Source organism: Streptomyces sp. NPDC048442, assembly GCF_040651475.1.
GTDB lineage: Bacteria > Actinomycetota > Actinomycetes > Streptomycetales > Streptomycetaceae > Streptomyces.
On record NZ_JBEZKB010000010.1, the window covers coordinates 73975 to 91368 of the forward strand.

Genomic DNA, 17394 nt, shown 5'->3' on the forward strand with positions numbered 1-17394 from the left:
ATGCAACTCCGGGCTGCGGTGCCGGGTGGGCCGAGGGTCCCGCCGGGCGCCGTGGCCCGCGGGTCATTCCGGGCCCGGTCACCCGCCCTTCTCCCCCACTCTTCTCACCCCCCTCCTCACCCGCCCTTCTCACCCGCTCTTCTACGGCCAGGACCGCATCGCCAGGGCCGCCACCGATTCCAGTTCCTCCTTGCCCACTCCGTCGCGGGCCTGTTGCGACATGCCCTGGAGTACGGCGCCGGAGAAGCGGGCGAGGGCTCCCGGGTCCGTCCCGGGCGGGAGTTCGCCGGTCGCGACGTCCGCGCGGATACGGGACTCGAAGGCGGCGAGACTGGCGTTACGGCGCTCCCGGAGGGACTCCTCGACCTCCGCCGTCGCGCAGTTGGTCGCGGCGGAGATCATCATGCAGCCGCGCGGGTGCGCCGGGTCGGTGTACTCGGTGGCCGCCTCGTGGAGGAGCCGGGCGATGGCGGCGCGGGCGGTGGGTTCCTCCTCCAGTGCGCGGGCGGCGAAGGCGCCGTGGGTCTGTGCATACGCGCTCACGACCTCCGCGAAAAGGGCCTTCTTGTCGCCGAAGGCGGCGTACAGGCTGGGGGCGCCGATGCCCATCGCGCGGGTGAGGTCGGCGACCGAGGTCGGCTCGTAGCCGTGCTCCCAGAACGCCATCGTGGCCTTCTCCAGGGCCGCTTCACGGTCGAAGGAGCGGGGCCGGCCGCGCTGTTTCGTCGCCATGCCCCACATTCTATAGCGGTCGTTAGCTATGTGCTACGGTCCTTTCTGTAGCGACCACTAGAGAAAGAGGGGGGCGTGGCCATGAGCACGCTCAAGAGGCTTGAGGGCAGGACGGCGCTGGTCACCGGCGGCAGCCGGGGGATCGGCCGGGGCATCGCGGAACGGCTCGGCAGGGACGGGGCGCGGGTCGCCGTGCACTACGGCACCAACGAGACCGCCGCGAAGGAGGTCGTCGGCGTCATCGAGGCGGCGGGCGGATCCGCCTTCGCGATCGGGCAGGAACTGGGCAAGCAGGGGGACGCGGCGGCGCTGTGGGCGGAGTTCGACCGGCATGCGGACGGGCTGGACATCCTGGTCAACAACGCGGGCATCGGGACGTCGGAGTCCTTCGCGTCGATCGGGGAGGCCGCGTTCGACGAGCTCTTCGCCGTGAACGTCAAGGCACCCTTCTTCCTTGCCCAGTTGGGGGCGGGGCGGCTGCGTGACGGCGGCCGCATCATCAACATCTCGTCCGGGCTTTCCCATGCGGCCGTCATGCCGGAGCTGATCGCCTACGCGATGACGAAGGGCGCGCTGGACGTCTTCACCCGGGACCTGTCGAAGACGCTGGGGCCGCGCGGGATCACCGTGAACGCCGTCGCGCCGGGAATCGTCGACACGGACGTCAACGCGGGGTGGCTGCGCGGCGAGGAGAACTCGGAGGGGTGGGCGGCTGCGGCGGCCCACTCGACACTGGGCCGGGTCGGACACACGTCCGACATCGCGGACGTCGTCGCCTTCCTCGCGTCGGCGGACGGCCGCTGGATAACGGGCCACTGGCTGGACGCGACGGGCGGCTCGTTGCCGTAGGCGGGGGCGAGGCGGGGATCGGGGAGCGGGGATCGGGGATCGGGGAGCGGCGATCGGGGAGTGCGGGCCGCCTCCCGGGGCGGGTGGTCGTCGTGCGGGCACGTCGTGGCTGATCGCGCAGTTCCCCGCGCCCCTAACTGCCTGCCCCTTACCCCCCTAGCCCTCTTGGGCAGCGGGGCCGCCCCTCCACCCCTCCACCCCCTAGCCTCCTTGGGCAGCGGGGCCGCCCCCCGGGGGCGGGACGGGTGGGCAAGGGGGCGGCCCCCACGCGGAGCACGCCCCTCCACCACCGCACCCGCTCCGCCACCGCACCCCCGTGCGGCCCGGTGGGCCGCTTCGCGGAGGCGGCCCCTCCCCACCCCTCCACCTAAACCGCTCGCCGCGGGGCGGAAAGGGCAGCACGGCTCGCGCCGGTGGGGGCGGGTGTTCCGGGCTGCGCCCGGTGCACGGCTGCGCCGCGCGTCCTCAAACGCCGGACGGGCTGAAGATGCCGGGCCAGGCTGAAGGTATCCGCCGGGTCTACCGTGTCTCCGTCACCTTCGCCAACGCCCTCGGCGCATCCGGATCCTGCCCCCGCGCCAGCGTGATCTCGTACGCGAGGAGTTGTAGCGGCAGGATGTCCAGGATCGGCTGGAGCTCCTCCGGGACGCCCTCCGTGGGGAGTGCGAAGCCCGAAGAGGCCGCTTCCACCTGCGACTTGGGGCCGACCACGAAGAGGTCCGCACCCCGGCCGCGCAGCCGGTCCAGCACCGGCTGGAGAGCTTCGCCGCCGCAGCCGGACGTGACGACGGCGATCACCGGGGAGATGTTGTCGACCATGGCCAGCGGGCCGTGCAGCAGGTCGGCGCCGGAGTACGCGAGGGCGGGGATGTAGCTCGTCTCCATGAGCTTCAGGGCGGCTTCCTTGGCCGTCGGGTAGCCGTAGCCGCGCGAGGTGATGACCATGCGTTCGGCGAAGCGGTAGCGGGCGGCGAGGTGCCGGACCTCCTCCCGGCGGGCGAGGATTTTGGCCGCCAGGTCCGGGACCGTACGGGCCGCCGCCGTGCCGTCGGCCGATTGCAGGCCCTGGACCAGCAGGTAGAGGGCCAGGAGCGACGCCGTGTACGTCTTCGTCGCCGGGAGCGCCTTCTCCGGCCCTGCCAGGACGTCGATGTGGTGCTCGGAGACGGCGGCCAGCGGGGAGTCCGGGTTGTTGGTGACGGCGAGGGTGATGGCCCCCGCCTCCCGGGCCGCGCGGGTGGAGGCGACGAGGTCCGGGGAGCCGCCGGACTGGCTGACGGTGATGACCAGGACGTCACGGAGGACCGGCCGGGCGTCGTACGCCGTGGTCGTGGACATCGAGGTCAGGCCGCAGGGCAGGCCCAGCTGAATTTCGAGGAGGTACTTGGCGTAGAGGGCCGCGTGGTCGGAGGTGCCGCGCGCGGTGAGGAGGACGAAGCGGGGGCTCTTCGCGGCGATCGCCTGCGCCGTCTCGAAGATGCGCGGCGCCGCCTCGTCGAGGATCCGGCGCAGTACGGCGGGCTGCTCGGCCATCTCGGCGGTCATGAGCCGCCCGGGTCGTTCGGCAGAGGCGGCGGAGTGGGCAAAGGCGGCGGATTCGGCAGAGGCTGCAGAGGGTGCCGAGGCGGGGGAATCGGCCGAGGCGGCGGAGGGCGTACCGGGGTTCTCGGCAGAGGACATGAGGGGGCCTCCCGGACATGCTCAAGATGACGGACGCTGCGTCTCAGTCGACCATGGGAGTTCGTGCACCCGCCAGTGGGAGGTTGCCCAGAGGGCGGGTGGGCCTGGCCCTCCTCTGCTAGATTGGTCTATACCACAGATCGTTCAGCCCCACCCCAGAGCACGGTCTCCCTCCTCCACAGACAGGCAGGCATCAGCGTGGAAGTTGTCATCGTTCCGGACGCCAAGGCGGGCGGCGAGCTCATCGCGCAGAGCATCGCGAACCTGCTGGGTCACAAGCCCGACGCCCTGCTCGGTGTGGCCACAGGATCGTCCCCGCTGCCCATCTACCAGGCCCTGACGGCCAAGGTGAAGGGCGGCGAGGTGGACGCCTCGCGCGCCCGCATCTGCCAGCTCGACGAGTACGTGGGGCTGCCCGCCGGGCACCCCGAGTCGTACCGGGCGACCGTGCTGCGCGAGGTCGTGGAGCCGCTGGGGCTGACCGAGGCGTCGTTCTTCGGGCCCGACGGGTCCGCCGAGGACGTACAGGCGGCCTGTGCGGCGTACGACCGTGCGCTCGCCGAGGCCGGCGGCGTCGATCTGCAGATCCTGGGCATCGGCACCGACGGGCACATCGGCTTCAACGAGCCGTGTTCCTCGCTCGCTTCGCGCACCCGCATCAAGACGCTCACCCAGCAGACGATCGACGACAACGCGCGCTTCTTCGAGGGCGACACCGCCCAGGTCCCGCGCCATGTCATCACCCAGGGCATCGGCACCATCCTGGACGCCCGCCACCTGGTGCTGCTCGCCACCGGTGAGGGCAAGGCCGAGGCCGTCGCGCAGACCGTCGAGGGCCCGCTCTCCGCGCTCGTACCGGCGTCCGCGCTCCAGCTGCACCCGCACGCCACCATGGTCGTCGACGAGGCCGCCGCGTCGAAGCTGAAGCTGGCGGACTACTTCCGTCACACGTACGCGAACAAGCCGGTGTGGCAGGGGCTTTAAGCCCTCGCGTGACCTCGCATCACCTCGCGTCACTTCGCATCACCTCGCGCGAAAGGCCGGACACCCACTGCGGGGTGCCCGGCCTTTCGGGTACGTACGCGACGATCGTCAGCGTCCGGCGATCGCCTCCGCCGCCACCTGTCCGCAGACCCGTGCCGCGCCGTGCGTCGCCACATGCAGCGCGCCGCGCGGGGTCGACTGGGGGACGCCCATCTCGACCACGACGGTGTCGGGGCGGGCGGCGAGCAGCTCGTCGAGGGCCGCGGCCATCCACGGGTGGCGGTGCTCGTCGCGTACGACAGCGACGATCCGGCGCTCGCGGGCGGCGGCCAGGATCGCTGCGGCCGTGGCCGTCCCGGCGTCGTACGTGCCCGTCTCTGTACCCGGGAGGAGCCGGGTCAGGTCGGCGGCGACGCCCCAGGGGGTCTCGTCGCCGACGGCGATGTTCGCGACGGGGGTGAGGGCGGCCACGTACGGCGCGGAGGTGACGTGTGTGGCACCGGGGGCACGCGTGATGCGCAGTGCCCGGCGGGCGGCGGCGGTGCCCACTTCCCGGCCGGTCTCGTTGCCGGGCGCGGTCCCCTCCTGCACTTCCGCGCCCGGCCCCGAAGTCCGGGCCTGCTGGGTCCAGGTGGCGAGGGCGCGAACCCTTGCCGCCGCGTCGGCCAGCCGCTCCTCCGGCAGTTCGCCGGAGCGGACCGCCAGGACCAACGCGTCGCGCAGCCGCAGGACGGTCTCCTCGTCGGCGAGGCCGCCGCCGACGCAGATCGCGTCGGCGCCCGCGGCGATCGCCAGGACGGAGCCGCGCTCGATCCCGTACGTCGCGGAGATGGCCTGCATCTCCATGCCGTCCGTGATGATCAGCCCCTGGTAGCCCAGTTCCTCCCGGAGCAGACCGGTGAGGATCTGCGGGCTGAGAGTCGCGGGACGGGTGGGGTCGAGCGCAGGGAGAAGAATATGCGCACTCATGACCGATTTGGAACCCGCGGCGATCGCGGCCCGGAAAGGCACCAGCTCACGGGCGTGCAGTGTGTCCAGGTCCACATCGATGCGGGGCATGTCGTGGTGCGAGTCGACGTTCGTGTCGCCGTGGCCCGGGAAGTGCTTGGTGCAGGCGGCGACGCCGGAGGCCTGGAGGCCCTCGACGTACGCGGCCGTGTGGCGGGCCACCAGCAGCGGGTCGGCGCCGAAGGAGCGGACGCCGATGACCGGGTTGCCGGGGTCGGAGTTGACGTCCGCCGACGGGGCCCAGTTGAGGTTGACGCCGCACTCGGCGAGCCGGCGGCCCAGCTCGCGGGCGACGTCGCGGGTGAGCGCGGTGTCGTCGACGGAGCCGAGCGCGAGGTTGCCGGGGAAGGAGGAGCCGCCGCGGACTTCGAGGCGGGTGACGTCGCCGCCCTCCTCGTCGATGGCGACCAGGACGTCGTCGCGCTCGGCACGCAACTGGGCGGTGAGGGCGGCGAGCTGGCCCGGCGAGGCGATGTTGCGGCCGAACAGGCCGACCGAGGACAGGCCTTCACCGACGCTGCGCAGCAGCCAGTCGGGGGCGGCGGTGCCGAGGAAGCCGGGCTGGAGGACGGCGAGTGCGTCACGGGTCATTGTGTCGGTGGGACTGATGAGCGTCGTCATGGCTGCTTATCCCTTCACCGCGCCGTCGGTCAGACCACTGACCGCCTTGCGCTGGAGGAAGACGAAGAGGATCAGGATCGGGATCGCGAAGAGCGACGAGGCGGCCATCGTCGCACCCCAGTCGTCGCCGAACTGGGTCTGGAACTGGGTCAGCCACAGCGGCAGGGTCTGGAACTCGGCCTGCTTGTTGAGGACCAGCACCATGGGGACTTCGTTCCACGCGGTGATGAATCCGAAGAGCGAGGTCGACATCAGACCGGGGGCCAGCAGCGGCAGGATCACCTTGACGAAGGCCTGTCGGCGGGTGCAGCCGTCGACCATCGCGGACTCCTCCAGCTCCTTGGGCACGGCGGCGACGAAGCCGCGCAGCGTCAGGAGGGTGAAGGGCAGCACCATGACCATGTAGAAGGCGGTCAGCGGGATCAGGCTGTTGAGCATGTCGGCGTCGCGCACGATGAAGTAGATCGCGATGACCATGACTTCCCAGGGCGCCATCTGCGCCACCATGAAGCCGATGATGAAGCCGCGCCGCCCCTTGAACCGCATCCGGGCCAGGGCGAAGGAGCCGGCCAGGGCGAGGATCAGGGAGAAGACGACCGCGAGGATCGTGACGGTGAGCGAGTTGCGCACCATGACGCCGAAGTTCTCGGCGTCGATCGCGGTCTTGAAGTGCTCGAAGGTGATGTCCGTCGGGAACCAGACGGGGGTGTCGGAGACGATGTCCGGAGTCTTCTTGAACGCCGTCGCGAACATCCAGTAGACCGGGAAGACAAGGCCGATGACGAGCAGGACTGCCGTCGCGTTGGGCCAGATGCGGCCGAGCGGAGAGCGCTTCATCGCTCGTCCTCCTCTTGCTTGAGAACGATCCGCAGGTAGTACGCGGTGAGCAGCAGCAGGATCAGGATGGTCAGGACGGAGATCGCCGAGCCCATGCCGAAGTGCTGGTTGCCCATGCCCTCGATGTAGGCGTAGACGGGCAGGATCTCGGTGAGCCGGTCGGGACCGCCCGCGTTGATCGCGTAGACCTGCACGAAGGCCTTGAAGACCCAGATGATCTCCAGGAACGTCGTGGCGAAGAGGAAGGGCTTCAGGAACGGCATGGTGACCTGGGTGAAGCTCTTCCAGGGGCCTGCGCCGTCCAGCGAGGCGGCCTCGTACAGCTCCTTGGGGATGGTCGTGCTCGCGGCGTACAGGTTGAGCGCCACGAAGGGGATCGACTGCCAGACGATCAGGACCATGATCACGAAGAAGGTGGAGAGCTGGCCGCCGGTCCAGTTGTACTCGGCCATCGAGTGGAAGCCGATGGCGTCCAGCACCCAGTTGACGACGCCGAAGCGCTGGGCGAACAGCCACTGGTAGACCGTGGTCGCGGCGACGACGGGCATCGCCCAGGCGAGCACCAGGCCGATCATCAGGAAGATCCGCATGCGCTTGCCGAGACGTACCAGCAACAGGCCCACCAGGGTGCCGATCACCATGATCAGTACGACGTTGGCGGCCGTGAAGGCGATCGAGCGCCCGGTGACGTTCCAGAAGTCCTCGCTGCCGAGGATCTCACCGTAGTTGTCGGTGCCGTTCCACTCGGTGAGGTGCTGGATCAGCTGCCTCATGTTGAGGTTCTGGAACGAGATGAGGACGTTCTTGACCAGGGGCCAGCCCAGGAAGATGAGGACGGCTGCCACTGGGGGCAACAGCAGCAGATAGGGAGTCAGGGAGCGGTCTCTGCGCCGCTTCCCGGGCTCGGCCGGTGCTGCGCCGGCCCCCTTCAGGATCTCCGTCGGACCGGAGGGCGGCCGTTCGGTCTGCACGGTCATGCTCGCCATCTCTTCCTAGGCACTGCTGGACACAGCCGTGGCTTCTGCCGGGCCACGGCCGACTGCCGGGTTCCGGCCCGCTGCGCGGCGTGCGCGGCGGGGGCCGGAACCCGGCAGGAGGGAGGGGCTACTGCTTCTGCGCGAGGCGCTTGTTGAGCTCGCCCTCGACCTGCTTGGCAGCCTCGGCCGGGGTCTTGCCGTTCAGGACCGCCGTCAGGTAGGTCTTGATCGGGTTCGGGTTGTTCTCGACCGCGGCCCACTCCGGGATCAGCGGCGTGGTGCCACCGACCTTGGAGGAGGGTGCGGCGGCCTCGGCGACCGGGTTGCCGACCAGCTGGGAGTTGAGCGACGCCTTGTTCGGGATGACGCCGGACTCCTTGGCGAGCGCGCCCTCGAACTTGTCGGAGAGGGCGAGCTTCAGGAACTCCTTGGCGAGCTCCTGCTTCTTGCTGCCCTCGGCGACGGCGAAGTTGGAGCCACCGAGGAAGACGCCCTCGGGCTTGTCGGCGGTCTCACCCGGGATGGTGAAGTAGCCGATGTCCTTCTCGATGGCCGGGTTGGCCTTGACCGCCGTGGCGGCTTCCCAGCCCATGGCGACCATGGCGCCGGTCTTGCCCTTGGCGAAGACGTCGGCCTGCTGCGGGGTGGCCTCGTCCTTGTCCTTGGGGGCCTTGGAGTAGGCCTGGTACTTCTTGTAGAGCTCGGCGGCCTCGGCGATCTTCGGGTCCTCCAGGTTGGAGACCCACTTGTCGCCGGCCTTCTTGATCAGCTCCGCACCCTTGCCGATGGTGAGGCCGTCGAAGAAGTACCAGTTCTGGCCGGGCATGTAGAGGGGCTCGGCCTTGCCCTTGGCCTTGATCTTGTCGAGCGCCTTGAAGAAGTCGTCACGGGTCTTGGGGACCTCGGTGACACCGGCCTCCTTGAAGACCGCCTTGTTGTAGACCACGACGCGGTTGGCGAACCACCACGGGGCGGCGTACTGCTTGCCGTCGACGACCGCGGCCTTGTTGAAGTTCTCGGCCCAGTCGGCGCCGATCTCCTTCTTCAGGTCGCCCAGGTCGGCGAGGCCGCCGGTCTTGGCGTACGCGGCGGTCTGGGTGTTGCCGATCTCGAAGACGTCGGGAGGGTTCTCCTCGGAGAGGGCGGTCGTCAGCTTCTGCTGGATGCCCTCCCACTTCTGGACCTCGAACTTGAGCTTCGCGCCGGTCTTCTTCTCGAAGGCGGCGGTGAGGTCCTTGGTCCAGTTCGGCGGGGTCGAACCGTCCATGGCCCAGACGGTGAGCGTCTCGCCCTTGAACCCGTCGGCGCCGGCCTTCTTGCCGCTGTCCTTGGTGTCCGAACCGCCGCACGCCGCGACGCTGACCAACATGCCGGCGACGCCAATCGCCGCGATGAGCTTGCGCTTCATTACGCCACTCTCCTGCTCAGGGATGCCTGCAACCCCCGGCCCACCGCGAGGACAACGCAACGAAGTACGGCCTGTGGGACTGGGACCTGGTCTTTAATGGTTTAGACCAGTACCCGGAGCTTGGCCTAGACCTTTTGGGGTGTCAAGGGTGAGTAAGACGGCTCGATGCGTCCGTTATCGGACCGACACCTGGGCGGGTGCGGGGGTCCTCAAGAGCCCCTCGGGCCACCGCATCCACGGGCGACGCGGTGTATAAGAAGGAATCGCGCGGAGCCGAGGCCCCGCGCGGCGGACCGTGCCACCATCCATGTGAGCCGCGACAGACGGAGGAGCCGGTGACGGCAGCAGCGCAGGAACCGGGAAGGCCGACCATGACCACCGAGGGTGCCAGCACGGACAACGGCACGAGCAGCAGCACGGGCTCCAGCAGCGGCACCGGTACGAGCACGGGCAACGGCACGGGCAACGGCACGGGCTCCCACTCCGGCAGCGGCGCCGCCACCAGCAACCACACCCGCACCGGCGCGCACCTCACCAGCGCCGACAGCGGGCAGGCCGCCGCCCCCACCCGTACCGCCCGCGTGCCGAAGTACTACCGCCTCAAGCGGCACCTGCTCGACATGACCGAGACCCTCCCGCCCGGCACCCCGGTCCCCCCGGAGCGCACCCTCGCCGCCGAGTTCGACACCTCCCGCACCACCGTCCGCCAGGCCCTCCAGGAGCTGGTGGTCGAGGGACGGCTGGAGCGCATCCAGGGCAAGGGCACCTTCGTCGCCAAGCCGAAGGTCTCGCAGTCCCTCCAACTCACCTCGTACACCGAGGACATGAGGGCCCAGGGCCTCGAACCCACCTCGCAGCTCCTGGACATCGGGTACGTCACCGCCGACGACACCCTCGCCGGGCTCCTCGACATCACCACCGGCGGCCGCGTCCTGCGCATCGAGCGGCTGCGGCTGGCCAGCGGCGAGCCGATGGCGATCGAGACGACCCACCTGTCCGCCAAGCGGTTTCCTGCCCTGCGCCGCTCGCTGGTGAAGTACACCTCGCTCTACACGGCGCTGGCCGAGGTCTACGACGTACGCCTGTCGGAGGCGGAGGAGACCATCGAGACCTCGCTCGCCACCCCGCGCGAGGCCGGCCTCCTCGGCACGGACGTCGGCCTGCCGATGCTGATGCTCTCCCGCCACTCCCTGGACAAGGACGGCGAGCCGGTGGAGTGGGTACGGTCGGTCTACCGCGGCGACCGGTACAAATTCGTGGCCCGCCTCCAGCGTCCCAACGACTGAGAGCCCCTCAGCAGTTGACTCGGGTACCTCGCTGACCTGCAGTGGTCGCCCCGTGTCCGTACCGATATGCGGACAGGGGGTTACGCAGCGCGGTTACAGCCCCTAGATTTCGCGCACGTTACGAGGATGATCGCGCGAGGGGACGGACCGTCATGGCAGAGCCAAGACCGACAGCCGAGACCGAGCAGACCGGGGCCTCCCCCGGTCCGGCCCGCAGGCTGTCGCCCAGGTCCGTGGTGATCTGGAGCCTGGTGGCGCTCGTCGGCGCGGCCGGCTGGGCGGTGCTCGCCCTCTCCCGCGGGGAGGAGGTCTCCGCGGCGTGGATGCTGGCCGCGGCCCTGGGCTCGTACGCCATCGCGTACCGCTTCTACTCGAAGTTCCTCGCGAACCGGGTCCTCAAGGTCGACAAGACCCGGGCCACCCCCGCCGAACGCCTCAACGACGGCGTGGACTTCCACCCCACCGACCGGCGGGTCCTCTTCGGCCACCACTTCGCGGCCGTCGCGGGCGCGGGTCCGCTGGTCGGTCCCGTACTGGCCGCCCAGATGGGATATCTGCCGGGCACGATCTGGATCGTGGCGGGCGTGATCTTCGCGGGCGCCGTCCAGGACATGGTCACGCTGTTCTTCTCCACCCGCCGGGACGGCCGTTCGCTCGGCCAGATCGCGCGGGACGAGATCGGCGCGGTGGGCGGCGCGGCCGCACTGATCGCCGTGTTCGCGATCATGATCATCCTGCTCGCGGTGCTCGCCCTGATCATCGTGAACGCGCTCGCCGAGTCCCCCTGGGGCGTCTTCTCCATCGGCATGACCATCCCGATCGCCCTCTTCATGGGCATCTACCTGCGCATCCTGCGGCCGGGCCGGGTCACCGAGGTGTCGCTGATCGGCGTCGCACTGCTGCTGCTCGCGATCGTCTCGGGCGGCTGGGTCGCCGAGTCCTCGTGGGCGCAGACGTTCACGCTGGAGCCGGGCACGCTGGTCATCTGGATGGTGATCTACGGATTCCTGGCCTCGGTCCTCCCGGTGTGGCTGCTGCTCGCCCCGCGCGACTACCTGTCCACCTTCATGAAGGTCGGCACGATCGGTCTGCTCGCGGTCGGCGTGCTGATCGCGCTGCCGACGCTCAAGATGGACGGCATCACCAAGTTCGCGACCAGCGGCACCGGGCCGGTCTTCGCGGGCTCGCTCTTCCCGTTCGTCTTCATCACCATTGCCTGCGGTGCGCTCTCCGGCTTCCACGCGCTGATCTCCTCGGGCACCACCCCGAAGATGATCCAGAAGGAGACGCAGATCCGGACGATCGGCTACGGCTCCATGCTGGTCGAGTCGTTCGTCGCGATCATGGCGCTGATCGCCGCCTGCATCATCGACCCCGGTCTCTACTTCGCGGTCAACGCGCCCGCGGGCGTGGTCGGCGACACCGTCCAGGCGGCCTCCACGGCCGTCGGCAACCTCGGATTCACCATCTCCCCCGAGCAGTTGGCGCAGGCCGCCAAGGACGTCGAGGAGGCCAGCCTGCTGCACCGGACGGGCGGTGCGCCGACCTTCGCACTCGGCCTCTCGGAGATCTTCTCGGCTGCCTTCGGCGGCGCCGCGATGAAGGCCTTCTGGTACCACTTCGCCATCATGTTCGAGGCGTTGTTCATCCTGACGACGCTCGACGCGGGCACCCGCGTGGGCCGGTTCATGCTCCAGGACATGCTGGGCAACATCTACAAGCCGTTCAAGAACGTCAGCTGGCGGCCCGGCGTCTGGATCGCCAGCGCCATCGTCGTCCTCGCCTGGGGCTACTTCCTGTGGGTCGGCGTGCACGACCCGCTCGGCGGCATCAACCAGCTCTTCCCGCTGTTCGGCATCGCCAACCAGCTCCTTGCCGCCGTCGCACTCGCCGTCTGCACCACCCTGCTGATCAAGTCGGGCCGCCTCAAGTACGCCTGGGTGACGGCCGTTCCGCTCCTCTGGGACGTGGCGGTGACGCTCACCGCGAGCTGGCAGAAGATCTTCTCCGCCGACCCGAAGGTGGGCTTCTTCGCCCAGCGCGACGTCTACCAGGGCGCGCTGGACGACGGTCTTGAGAAGTTCAAACTCGCCAAGACCCGCGACCAGATGGAGACCATCGTCACCAACTCCACGGTCGACGGCGTCCTTTCGATCCTCTTCGCCGTGCTGATCGTGGTCGTCCTCTTCGAGGCCTGCCGCGCCTGCCTCAAGGCGATCCGCCACCCGGCGGCCGTCACGACCAGCGAGACCCCCTACGTGGAGTCGAAGATCGTCGCCCCCGCCTCGCTCTTCGCCACCAAGGAGGAGAAGGCGGAGCTGGTCGCGGCGGGCGTCGGCCCGGAGGGCAGACCGGCCGGCGGCTCGACCGGTGGCTCGACCGGTGGCCCGGCCGGTGGCTCGGCCGGTGGCTCGGCCGGTGGCTCGGCCAAGGAGGAGAGCAAAGCATGAGCACCGCGGCACTCCGGCACCAAATGTCCCGACTGCGTTGGTACGTACGGGAGTTCACCGGTGAGGCGGCGTACGACCGGTATGTCGTGCATACCAGGTCGCACGATCCTGACGCCGCCGTGATGACCCGCCGCGCCTTCGAGCGCGCCCGGACCGACGCCCGCGAGGGCAACCCGCGCGAAGGCTTCCGCTGCTGCTGAGCAGCGCCCGCCCGGCACTGCCGTACGGCCCGGCGTCCCGCCCCTCGATATGGGGTGGGGCGCCGGGCCGTCCGCGTTGCACACTGCGCCCATGGACCTCTCGATCAGGGCCGCCGAGCCCCACGAATACGCCGAAGCCGGCGAGATCACCGCCCGCGCCTACCTGGACGACGGCCTCCTGGAGGGCGGCGAGGAGAACCCGTACGCGTCCGTACTGCGCGACGCCGCACCCCGGGCCGCCCAGGGCGAGCTGCTGGTCGCCGTCGACACCGACGGCACTCTCCTCGGGACGGTCACCTACGCTCCCCAGGGCAGCCCCCTCCAGGACATCGCCGTGCCCGGCGAGGCCGAATTCCGCATGCTCGCGGTCGCGCACCGGGCCCGTGGCCGCGGGGCGGGCGAAAGCCTCGTACGCGCCTGTACGGCCCGCGCGAAGGCCGAGGAGGGGGTCGTACGCGTGGTGATGTCGACCCAGCCGACGATGCGCGGCGCACACCGGATCTACGAGCGGCTGGGCTTCGTACGAACCCCGGAACGGGACTGGGAACCGATGCCCGGACTATCCCTGTTGACGTACAAACTGGAGCTCTAGCGCCCTTCTGCGCCACTTCCACTGGAGAAGTGTTACGGCGCGCGACACTAGATGTGGTGGGTTCTTCAACGAGGACCCACCACATGTATGCTCGTGCTCGCTGTCGTCGCAGGGGAATCCGGTGAGAATCCGGAACTGTCCCGCAACGGTGTGTCATGTGCGCTTTTGCGTACCGCCAAGTCCGAGGACCTGCCGACAGCGCATCCGGCTCGACCGAACCGGATACCGATACGTCCGGGCCTCGCGATTGGGCCGGTGGACGCCAGGCGACGCGTGCCCTTTTCCCGGGTGCCGTGTGCCCGCGCGCCCCCTCCTCCGCAGGCCCCGCGCCGAGCGAGGGAGAGCCCCCACGTGACCATCGCGCCAGTCGATCCGGCCACCCAGGCAGTACAGGGCAACGAAGGAAACCAGGACGCGCCCGGGACCGCGCTCCTGCGCACCCTGACCGACCTGACCGCCGACCTTCCCGACACCGACCCCGGCCGGGTCGCCGCCGCCGCCCTGCGTGGGCGCAACGCCCGTTCGGACGCCGCCGAGCTGCGGGAGCTCGCCACCGAGGGCGCCGCGGGTCTCATCTCCGAGGACCCGGCGTACTCGCGCCTCGCGGCCCGCCTGCTCGCCCGTACGATCCGGGACGAGGCGGCCACCCAGGGCGTCAACTGCTTCTCCGAGTCCGTCGCCGTCGGTCACCGCGAAGGGCTCATCGCGGACCGTACGGCCGACTTCGTCACCAAGCACGCGGCGGCGCTGGACGCGCTGATCGACCTGGCAGGCGACGACCGCTTCGAGTACTTCGGCCTGCGCACGGTCTACAGCCGCTACCTCCTGCGCCACCCCCTCACCCGCCAGGTCGTCGAGACCCCGCAGCACTTCATGCTGCGGGTGGCCTCCGGCCTCGCCGAGAACGACTCCGACCGGGCTCTCGCCGAAGTCGCCTCCCTCTACCGGCTGATGAGCCGCCTGGACTACCTGCCGTCCTCGCCGACGCTCTTCAACTCCGGCACCCGCCACCCCCAGATGTCGTCCTGCTACCTCCTCGACTCCCCGATGGACGAGCTGGACTCGATCTACGACCGCTACCACCAGGTCGCACGCCTCTCCAAGCACGCGGGCGGCATCGGCCTCTCGTACTCGCGCATCCGCGCCCGCGGCTCCCTGATCCGCGGCACCAACGGGCACTCCAACGGCATCGTGCCGTTCCTGAAGACCCTGGACGCCTCGGTCGCGGCCGTGAACCAGGGCGGCAGGCGCAAGGGTGCCGCCGCCGTCTACCTGGAGACCTGGCACGCGGACATCGAGGAGTTCCTGGAGCTCCGCGACAACACCGGTGAGGACGCCCGCCGTACGCACAACCTGAACCTCGCCCACTGGATCCCGGACGAGTTCATGCGCCGCGTGGACCAGGACGGCCAGTGGTCCCTGTTCTCCCCCGCCGACGTCCCCGAGCTGGTGGACCTGTGGGGCGACGAGTTCGACGCCGCGTACCGCAAGGCCGAGGCCGAGGGTCTCGCCAAGAAGTCCATGTCGGCGCGTGAGCTGTACGGCCGCATGATGCGCACCCTCGCGCAGACCGGCAACGGCTGGATGACCTTCAAGGACGCCTCCAACCGCACCGCCAACCAGACGGCGGAACCCGGCCACACGGTCCACTCCTCCAACCTCTGCACCGAGATCCTCGAAGTCACCAACGACGGCGAGACCGCCGTCTGCAACCTCGGCTCCATCAACATGGGCGCCTTCGTCCTGGACAGCGGCGAGATCGACTGGGACCGGCTGGACAAGACCGTCCACACGGCCGTCACCTTCCTCGACCGCGTCGTGGACATCAACTTCTACCCGACCGAGCAGGCCGGGAACTCCAACTCCCGCTGGCGCCCCGTCGGCCTGGGCGCCATGGGCCTCCAGGACGTCTTCTTCAAGCTGAAGCTGCCGTTCGACTCCCCCGAGGCGGCCGCGCTCTCCACCCGTATCGCCGAGCGGATCATGCTCGCGGCGTACGAGGCGTCCTGCGACCTCGCCGAGCGCTCGGGCCCCCTCCCCGCCTGGGAGAAGACCCGCACCGCCCGCGGCGTGCTGCACCCCGACCACTACGGCGTCGAGGTCACCTGGCCCGAGCGCTGGGACGCGCTGCGCGCCCGCATCGCCAAGACCGGCATGCGCAACTCGCTCCTCCTCGCCATCGCCCCGACGGCCACCATCGCGTCCATCGCCGGTGTGTACGAGTGCATCGAGCCGCAGGTCTCCAACCTCTTCAAGCGCGAGACCCTCTCCGGCGAGTTCCTCCAGGTCAACTCCTACCTGGTCCGCGACCTCAAGAAGCTGGGCGTCTGGGACGCGCAGACCCGCGAGGCGCTCCGCGAGGCGTCGGGCTCGGTCCAGGGCTTCAACTGGATCCCGGCCGAGGTTCGCGACCTGTACCGCACCGCGTGGGAGATCCCGCAGCGCGCCCTGATCGACATGGCAGCGGCCCGCACCCCGTACCTCGACCAGTCCCAGTCCCTCAACCTCTTCCTGGAAACGCCCACCATCGGCAAGCTCAGCTCGATGTACGCGTACGCCTGGAAGAAGGGCCTGAAGACGACGTACTACCTGCGCTCGCGCCCCGCCACCCGGATCGCCCGCGCCGCCGGCTCCCAGGCGGCCGCGGTCGCCGCGCCGGCCCCCACCCTCCCCGCCCAGCAGGTGACGGACGCCGAAGCGCTCGCCTGCTCCCTGGAAAACCCCGAGTCCTGCGAGGCCTGCCAGTAATGTCCACTTCTTCCGAAAAGAACCTGCTCGACCCGGGCTTCGAACTGACGCTGCGCCCGATGCGCTACCCGGACTTCTACGAGCGCTACCGGGACGCGATCAAGAACACCTGGACCGTCGAGGAGGTCGACCTCCACTCGGACGTCGCCGACCTGGCGAAGCTGACCCCGGGCGAGCAGCACATGATCGGCCGCCTGGTCGCGTTCTTCGCGACCGGCGACTCGATCGTCTCCAACAACCTCGTGCTCACGCTCTACAAGCACATCAACTCCCCCGAAGCGCGCCTGTACCTCTCGCGCCAGCTCTTCGAGGAAGCCGTACACGTCCAGTTCTACCTGACCCTCCTGGACACCTACCTGCCCGACCCGGACGACCGCGCGGCGGCCTTCGACGCGGTCGAGGAGATCCCCTCGATCCGCGAGAAGGCGCAGTTCTGCTTCAAGTGGATCAACGAGGTCGAGAAGCTCGACCGCCTGGAGTCAAAGGCCGACCGCCGCCGCTTCCTGCTCAACCTGATCTGCTTCGCGGCGTGCATCGAGGGGCTCTTCTTCTACGGTGCTTTCGCGTACGTGTACTGGTTCCGGTCGCGGGGTCTGCTGCACGGTCTGGCGACTGGGACGAACTGGGTGTTCCGGGACGAAACCATGCACATGAACTTCGCGTTCGAGGTCGTGGACACCGTCCGCAAGGAGGAGCCCGAGCTCTTCGACGACGAGCTCCAGCAGCAGGTCACCGACATGCTGAAGGAGGCCGTCGAGGCGGAGCTCCAGTTCGGCCGTGACCTGTGCGGCGAGGGCCTGCCGGGCATGAACACCGAGTCCATGCGCGAGTACCTGGAGTGCGTCGCCGACCAGCGCCTGGAGCGCCTCGGCTTCCCGAAGATCTACGGCTCCTCCAACCCGTTCTCCTTCATGGAGCTCCAGGGCGTCCAGGAGTTGACGAACTTCTTCGAGCGCCGCCCGTCGGCGTACCAGGTGGCCGTGGAGGGCACCGTCGGGTTCGACGACGAGTTCTAGAGTTCG

General features: G+C 69.5%; 14 protein-coding genes and 1 riboswitch. Of the genes, 8 read left to right on the top strand and 6 right to left on the bottom strand.

Annotation, left to right across the window (positions count from 1 at the left end; genetic code table 11):
• Positions 1-141 precede the first annotated feature (141 nt).
• Positions 142-732 (bottom strand): TetR/AcrR family transcriptional regulator, encoded by a 591-nt coding sequence (locus tag AB0D18_RS17380; RefSeq protein ID WP_362418434.1) that lies wholly within the window; start codon positions 730-732, stop codon positions 142-144.
• Positions 733-813: 81 nt separating this feature from the next.
• On the opposite strand from AB0D18_RS17380, the gene AB0D18_RS17385 reads away from it, so the two are divergent.
• A complete protein-coding gene (locus AB0D18_RS17385) occupies positions 814-1581 on the top strand; it encodes an SDR family oxidoreductase (protein WP_362418436.1) in 768 nt (255 codons plus the stop codon).
• Between the two features lie 519 nt (positions 1582-2100).
• Here the strand turns inward: AB0D18_RS17385 and AB0D18_RS17390 are convergent.
• Complete coding sequence (locus tag AB0D18_RS17390; RefSeq protein WP_362418911.1) at positions 2101-3126, bottom strand: SIS domain-containing protein; 1026 nt, start codon at positions 3124-3126, stop codon at positions 2101-2103.
• A gap of 333 nt (positions 3127-3459) precedes the next feature.
• Between AB0D18_RS17390 and nagB the strand changes: the two genes are divergently transcribed.
• Positions 3460-4245: a glucosamine-6-phosphate deaminase gene (gene nagB, locus AB0D18_RS17395; protein ID WP_362418439.1), complete on the top strand. Its 786-nt coding sequence runs from the start codon at positions 3460-3462 to the stop codon at positions 4243-4245.
• 108 nt (positions 4246-4353) lie between these two features.
• On the opposite strand, the gene AB0D18_RS17400 is transcribed toward nagB, so the two are convergent.
• From AB0D18_RS17400 to AB0D18_RS17415, 4 genes are all read right to left on the bottom strand, one after another.
• Complete coding sequence (locus tag AB0D18_RS17400) at positions 4354-5874, bottom strand: glycoside hydrolase family 3 protein (RefSeq protein WP_362418442.1); 1521 nt, start codon at positions 5872-5874, stop codon at positions 4354-4356.
• Between the two features lie 6 nt (positions 5875-5880).
• Positions 5881-6711, bottom strand: coding sequence for a carbohydrate ABC transporter permease (locus tag AB0D18_RS17405; protein ID WP_362418445.1), 831 nt, complete (start codon positions 6709-6711; stop codon positions 5881-5883).
• The gene (locus tag AB0D18_RS17410; RefSeq protein WP_362418448.1) at positions 6708-7688 is read right to left on the bottom strand and encodes a sugar ABC transporter permease; all 981 of its coding nucleotides are present in this window, start codon (positions 7686-7688) and stop codon (positions 6708-6710) included. Before AB0D18_RS17410 ends, AB0D18_RS17405 begins: the two co-directional genes overlap by 4 nt.
• 127 nt (positions 7689-7815) lie before the next feature.
• On the bottom strand, positions 7816-9096 hold the full coding sequence (locus AB0D18_RS17415; protein WP_362418451.1) for an extracellular solute-binding protein: 1281 nt from the start codon (positions 9094-9096) through the stop codon (positions 7816-7818).
• A gap of 371 nt (positions 9097-9467) precedes the next feature.
• On the opposite strand from AB0D18_RS17415, the gene AB0D18_RS17420 reads away from it, so the two are divergent.
• The 6 genes from AB0D18_RS17420 (at position 9468) to AB0D18_RS17445 (ending at position 17388) form a co-directional block, all read left to right on the top strand.
• Positions 9468-10382, top strand: coding sequence for a GntR family transcriptional regulator (locus tag AB0D18_RS17420; RefSeq protein ID WP_362418454.1), 915 nt, complete (start codon positions 9468-9470; stop codon positions 10380-10382).
• A gap of 152 nt (positions 10383-10534) precedes the next feature.
• A complete protein-coding gene (locus tag AB0D18_RS17425; protein WP_362418457.1) occupies positions 10535-12832 on the top strand; it encodes a carbon starvation CstA family protein in 2298 nt (765 codons plus the stop codon).
• Positions 12829-13032, top strand: coding sequence for a YbdD/YjiX family protein (locus tag AB0D18_RS17430; protein WP_362418460.1), 204 nt, complete (start codon positions 12829-12831; stop codon positions 13030-13032). Before AB0D18_RS17425 ends, AB0D18_RS17430 begins: the two co-directional genes overlap by 4 nt.
• 91 nt (positions 13033-13123) lie before the next feature.
• Positions 13124-13624 (top strand): GNAT family N-acetyltransferase, encoded by a 501-nt coding sequence (locus AB0D18_RS17435; protein WP_362418463.1) that lies wholly within the window; start codon positions 13124-13126, stop codon positions 13622-13624.
• Positions 13625-13694: 70 nt separating this feature from the next.
• A riboswitch (cobalamin riboswitch) is annotated at positions 13695-13836 on the top strand.
• Between the two features lie 139 nt (positions 13837-13975).
• A complete protein-coding gene (locus AB0D18_RS17440) occupies positions 13976-16372 on the top strand; it encodes a ribonucleoside-diphosphate reductase subunit alpha (RefSeq protein ID WP_362418466.1) in 2397 nt (798 codons plus the stop codon).
• Positions 16372-17388: a ribonucleotide-diphosphate reductase subunit beta gene (locus tag AB0D18_RS17445; protein ID WP_362418469.1), complete on the top strand. Its 1017-nt coding sequence runs from the start codon at positions 16372-16374 to the stop codon at positions 17386-17388. Before AB0D18_RS17440 ends, AB0D18_RS17445 begins: the two co-directional genes overlap by 1 nt.
• The last annotated feature ends 6 nt before the right edge of the window (positions 17389-17394 follow it).

What these genes read in the sequence shown, in the direction of transcription:
- AB0D18_RS17380 (WP_362418434.1), bottom strand. Translation starts at nt 732, where the DNA reads ATGGCGACGAAACAGCGCGGCCGGCCCCGCTCCTTCGACCGTGAAGCG.
- AB0D18_RS17385 (WP_362418436.1), top strand. Translation starts at nt 814, where the DNA reads ATGAGCACGCTCAAGAGGCTTGAGGGCAGGACGGCGCTGGTCACCGGC.
- AB0D18_RS17390 (WP_362418911.1), bottom strand. Translation starts at nt 3,126, where the DNA reads ATGACCGCCGAGATGGCCGAGCAGCCCGCCGTACTGCGCCGGATCCTC.
- AB0D18_RS17400 (WP_362418442.1), bottom strand. Translation starts at nt 5,874, where the DNA reads ATGACGACGCTCATCAGTCCCACCGACACAATGACCCGTGACGCACTC.
- AB0D18_RS17405 (WP_362418445.1), bottom strand. Translation starts at nt 6,711, where the DNA reads ATGAAGCGCTCTCCGCTCGGCCGCATCTGGCCCAACGCGACGGCAGTC.
- AB0D18_RS17410 (WP_362418448.1), bottom strand. Translation starts at nt 7,688, where the DNA reads ATGACCGTGCAGACCGAACGGCCGCCCTCCGGTCCGACGGAGATCCTG.
- AB0D18_RS17415 (WP_362418451.1), bottom strand. Translation starts at nt 9,096, where the DNA reads ATGAAGCGCAAGCTCATCGCGGCGATTGGCGTCGCCGGCATGTTGGTC.
- AB0D18_RS17420 (WP_362418454.1), top strand. Translation starts at nt 9,468, where the DNA reads ATGACCACCGAGGGTGCCAGCACGGACAACGGCACGAGCAGCAGCACG.
- AB0D18_RS17425 (WP_362418457.1), top strand. Translation starts at nt 10,535, where the DNA reads ATGGCAGAGCCAAGACCGACAGCCGAGACCGAGCAGACCGGGGCCTCC.
- AB0D18_RS17430 (WP_362418460.1), top strand. Translation starts at nt 12,829, where the DNA reads ATGAGCACCGCGGCACTCCGGCACCAAATGTCCCGACTGCGTTGGTAC.
- AB0D18_RS17435 (WP_362418463.1), top strand. Translation starts at nt 13,124, where the DNA reads ATGGACCTCTCGATCAGGGCCGCCGAGCCCCACGAATACGCCGAAGCC.
- AB0D18_RS17445 (WP_362418469.1), top strand. Translation starts at nt 16,372, where the DNA reads ATGTCCACTTCTTCCGAAAAGAACCTGCTCGACCCGGGCTTCGAACTG.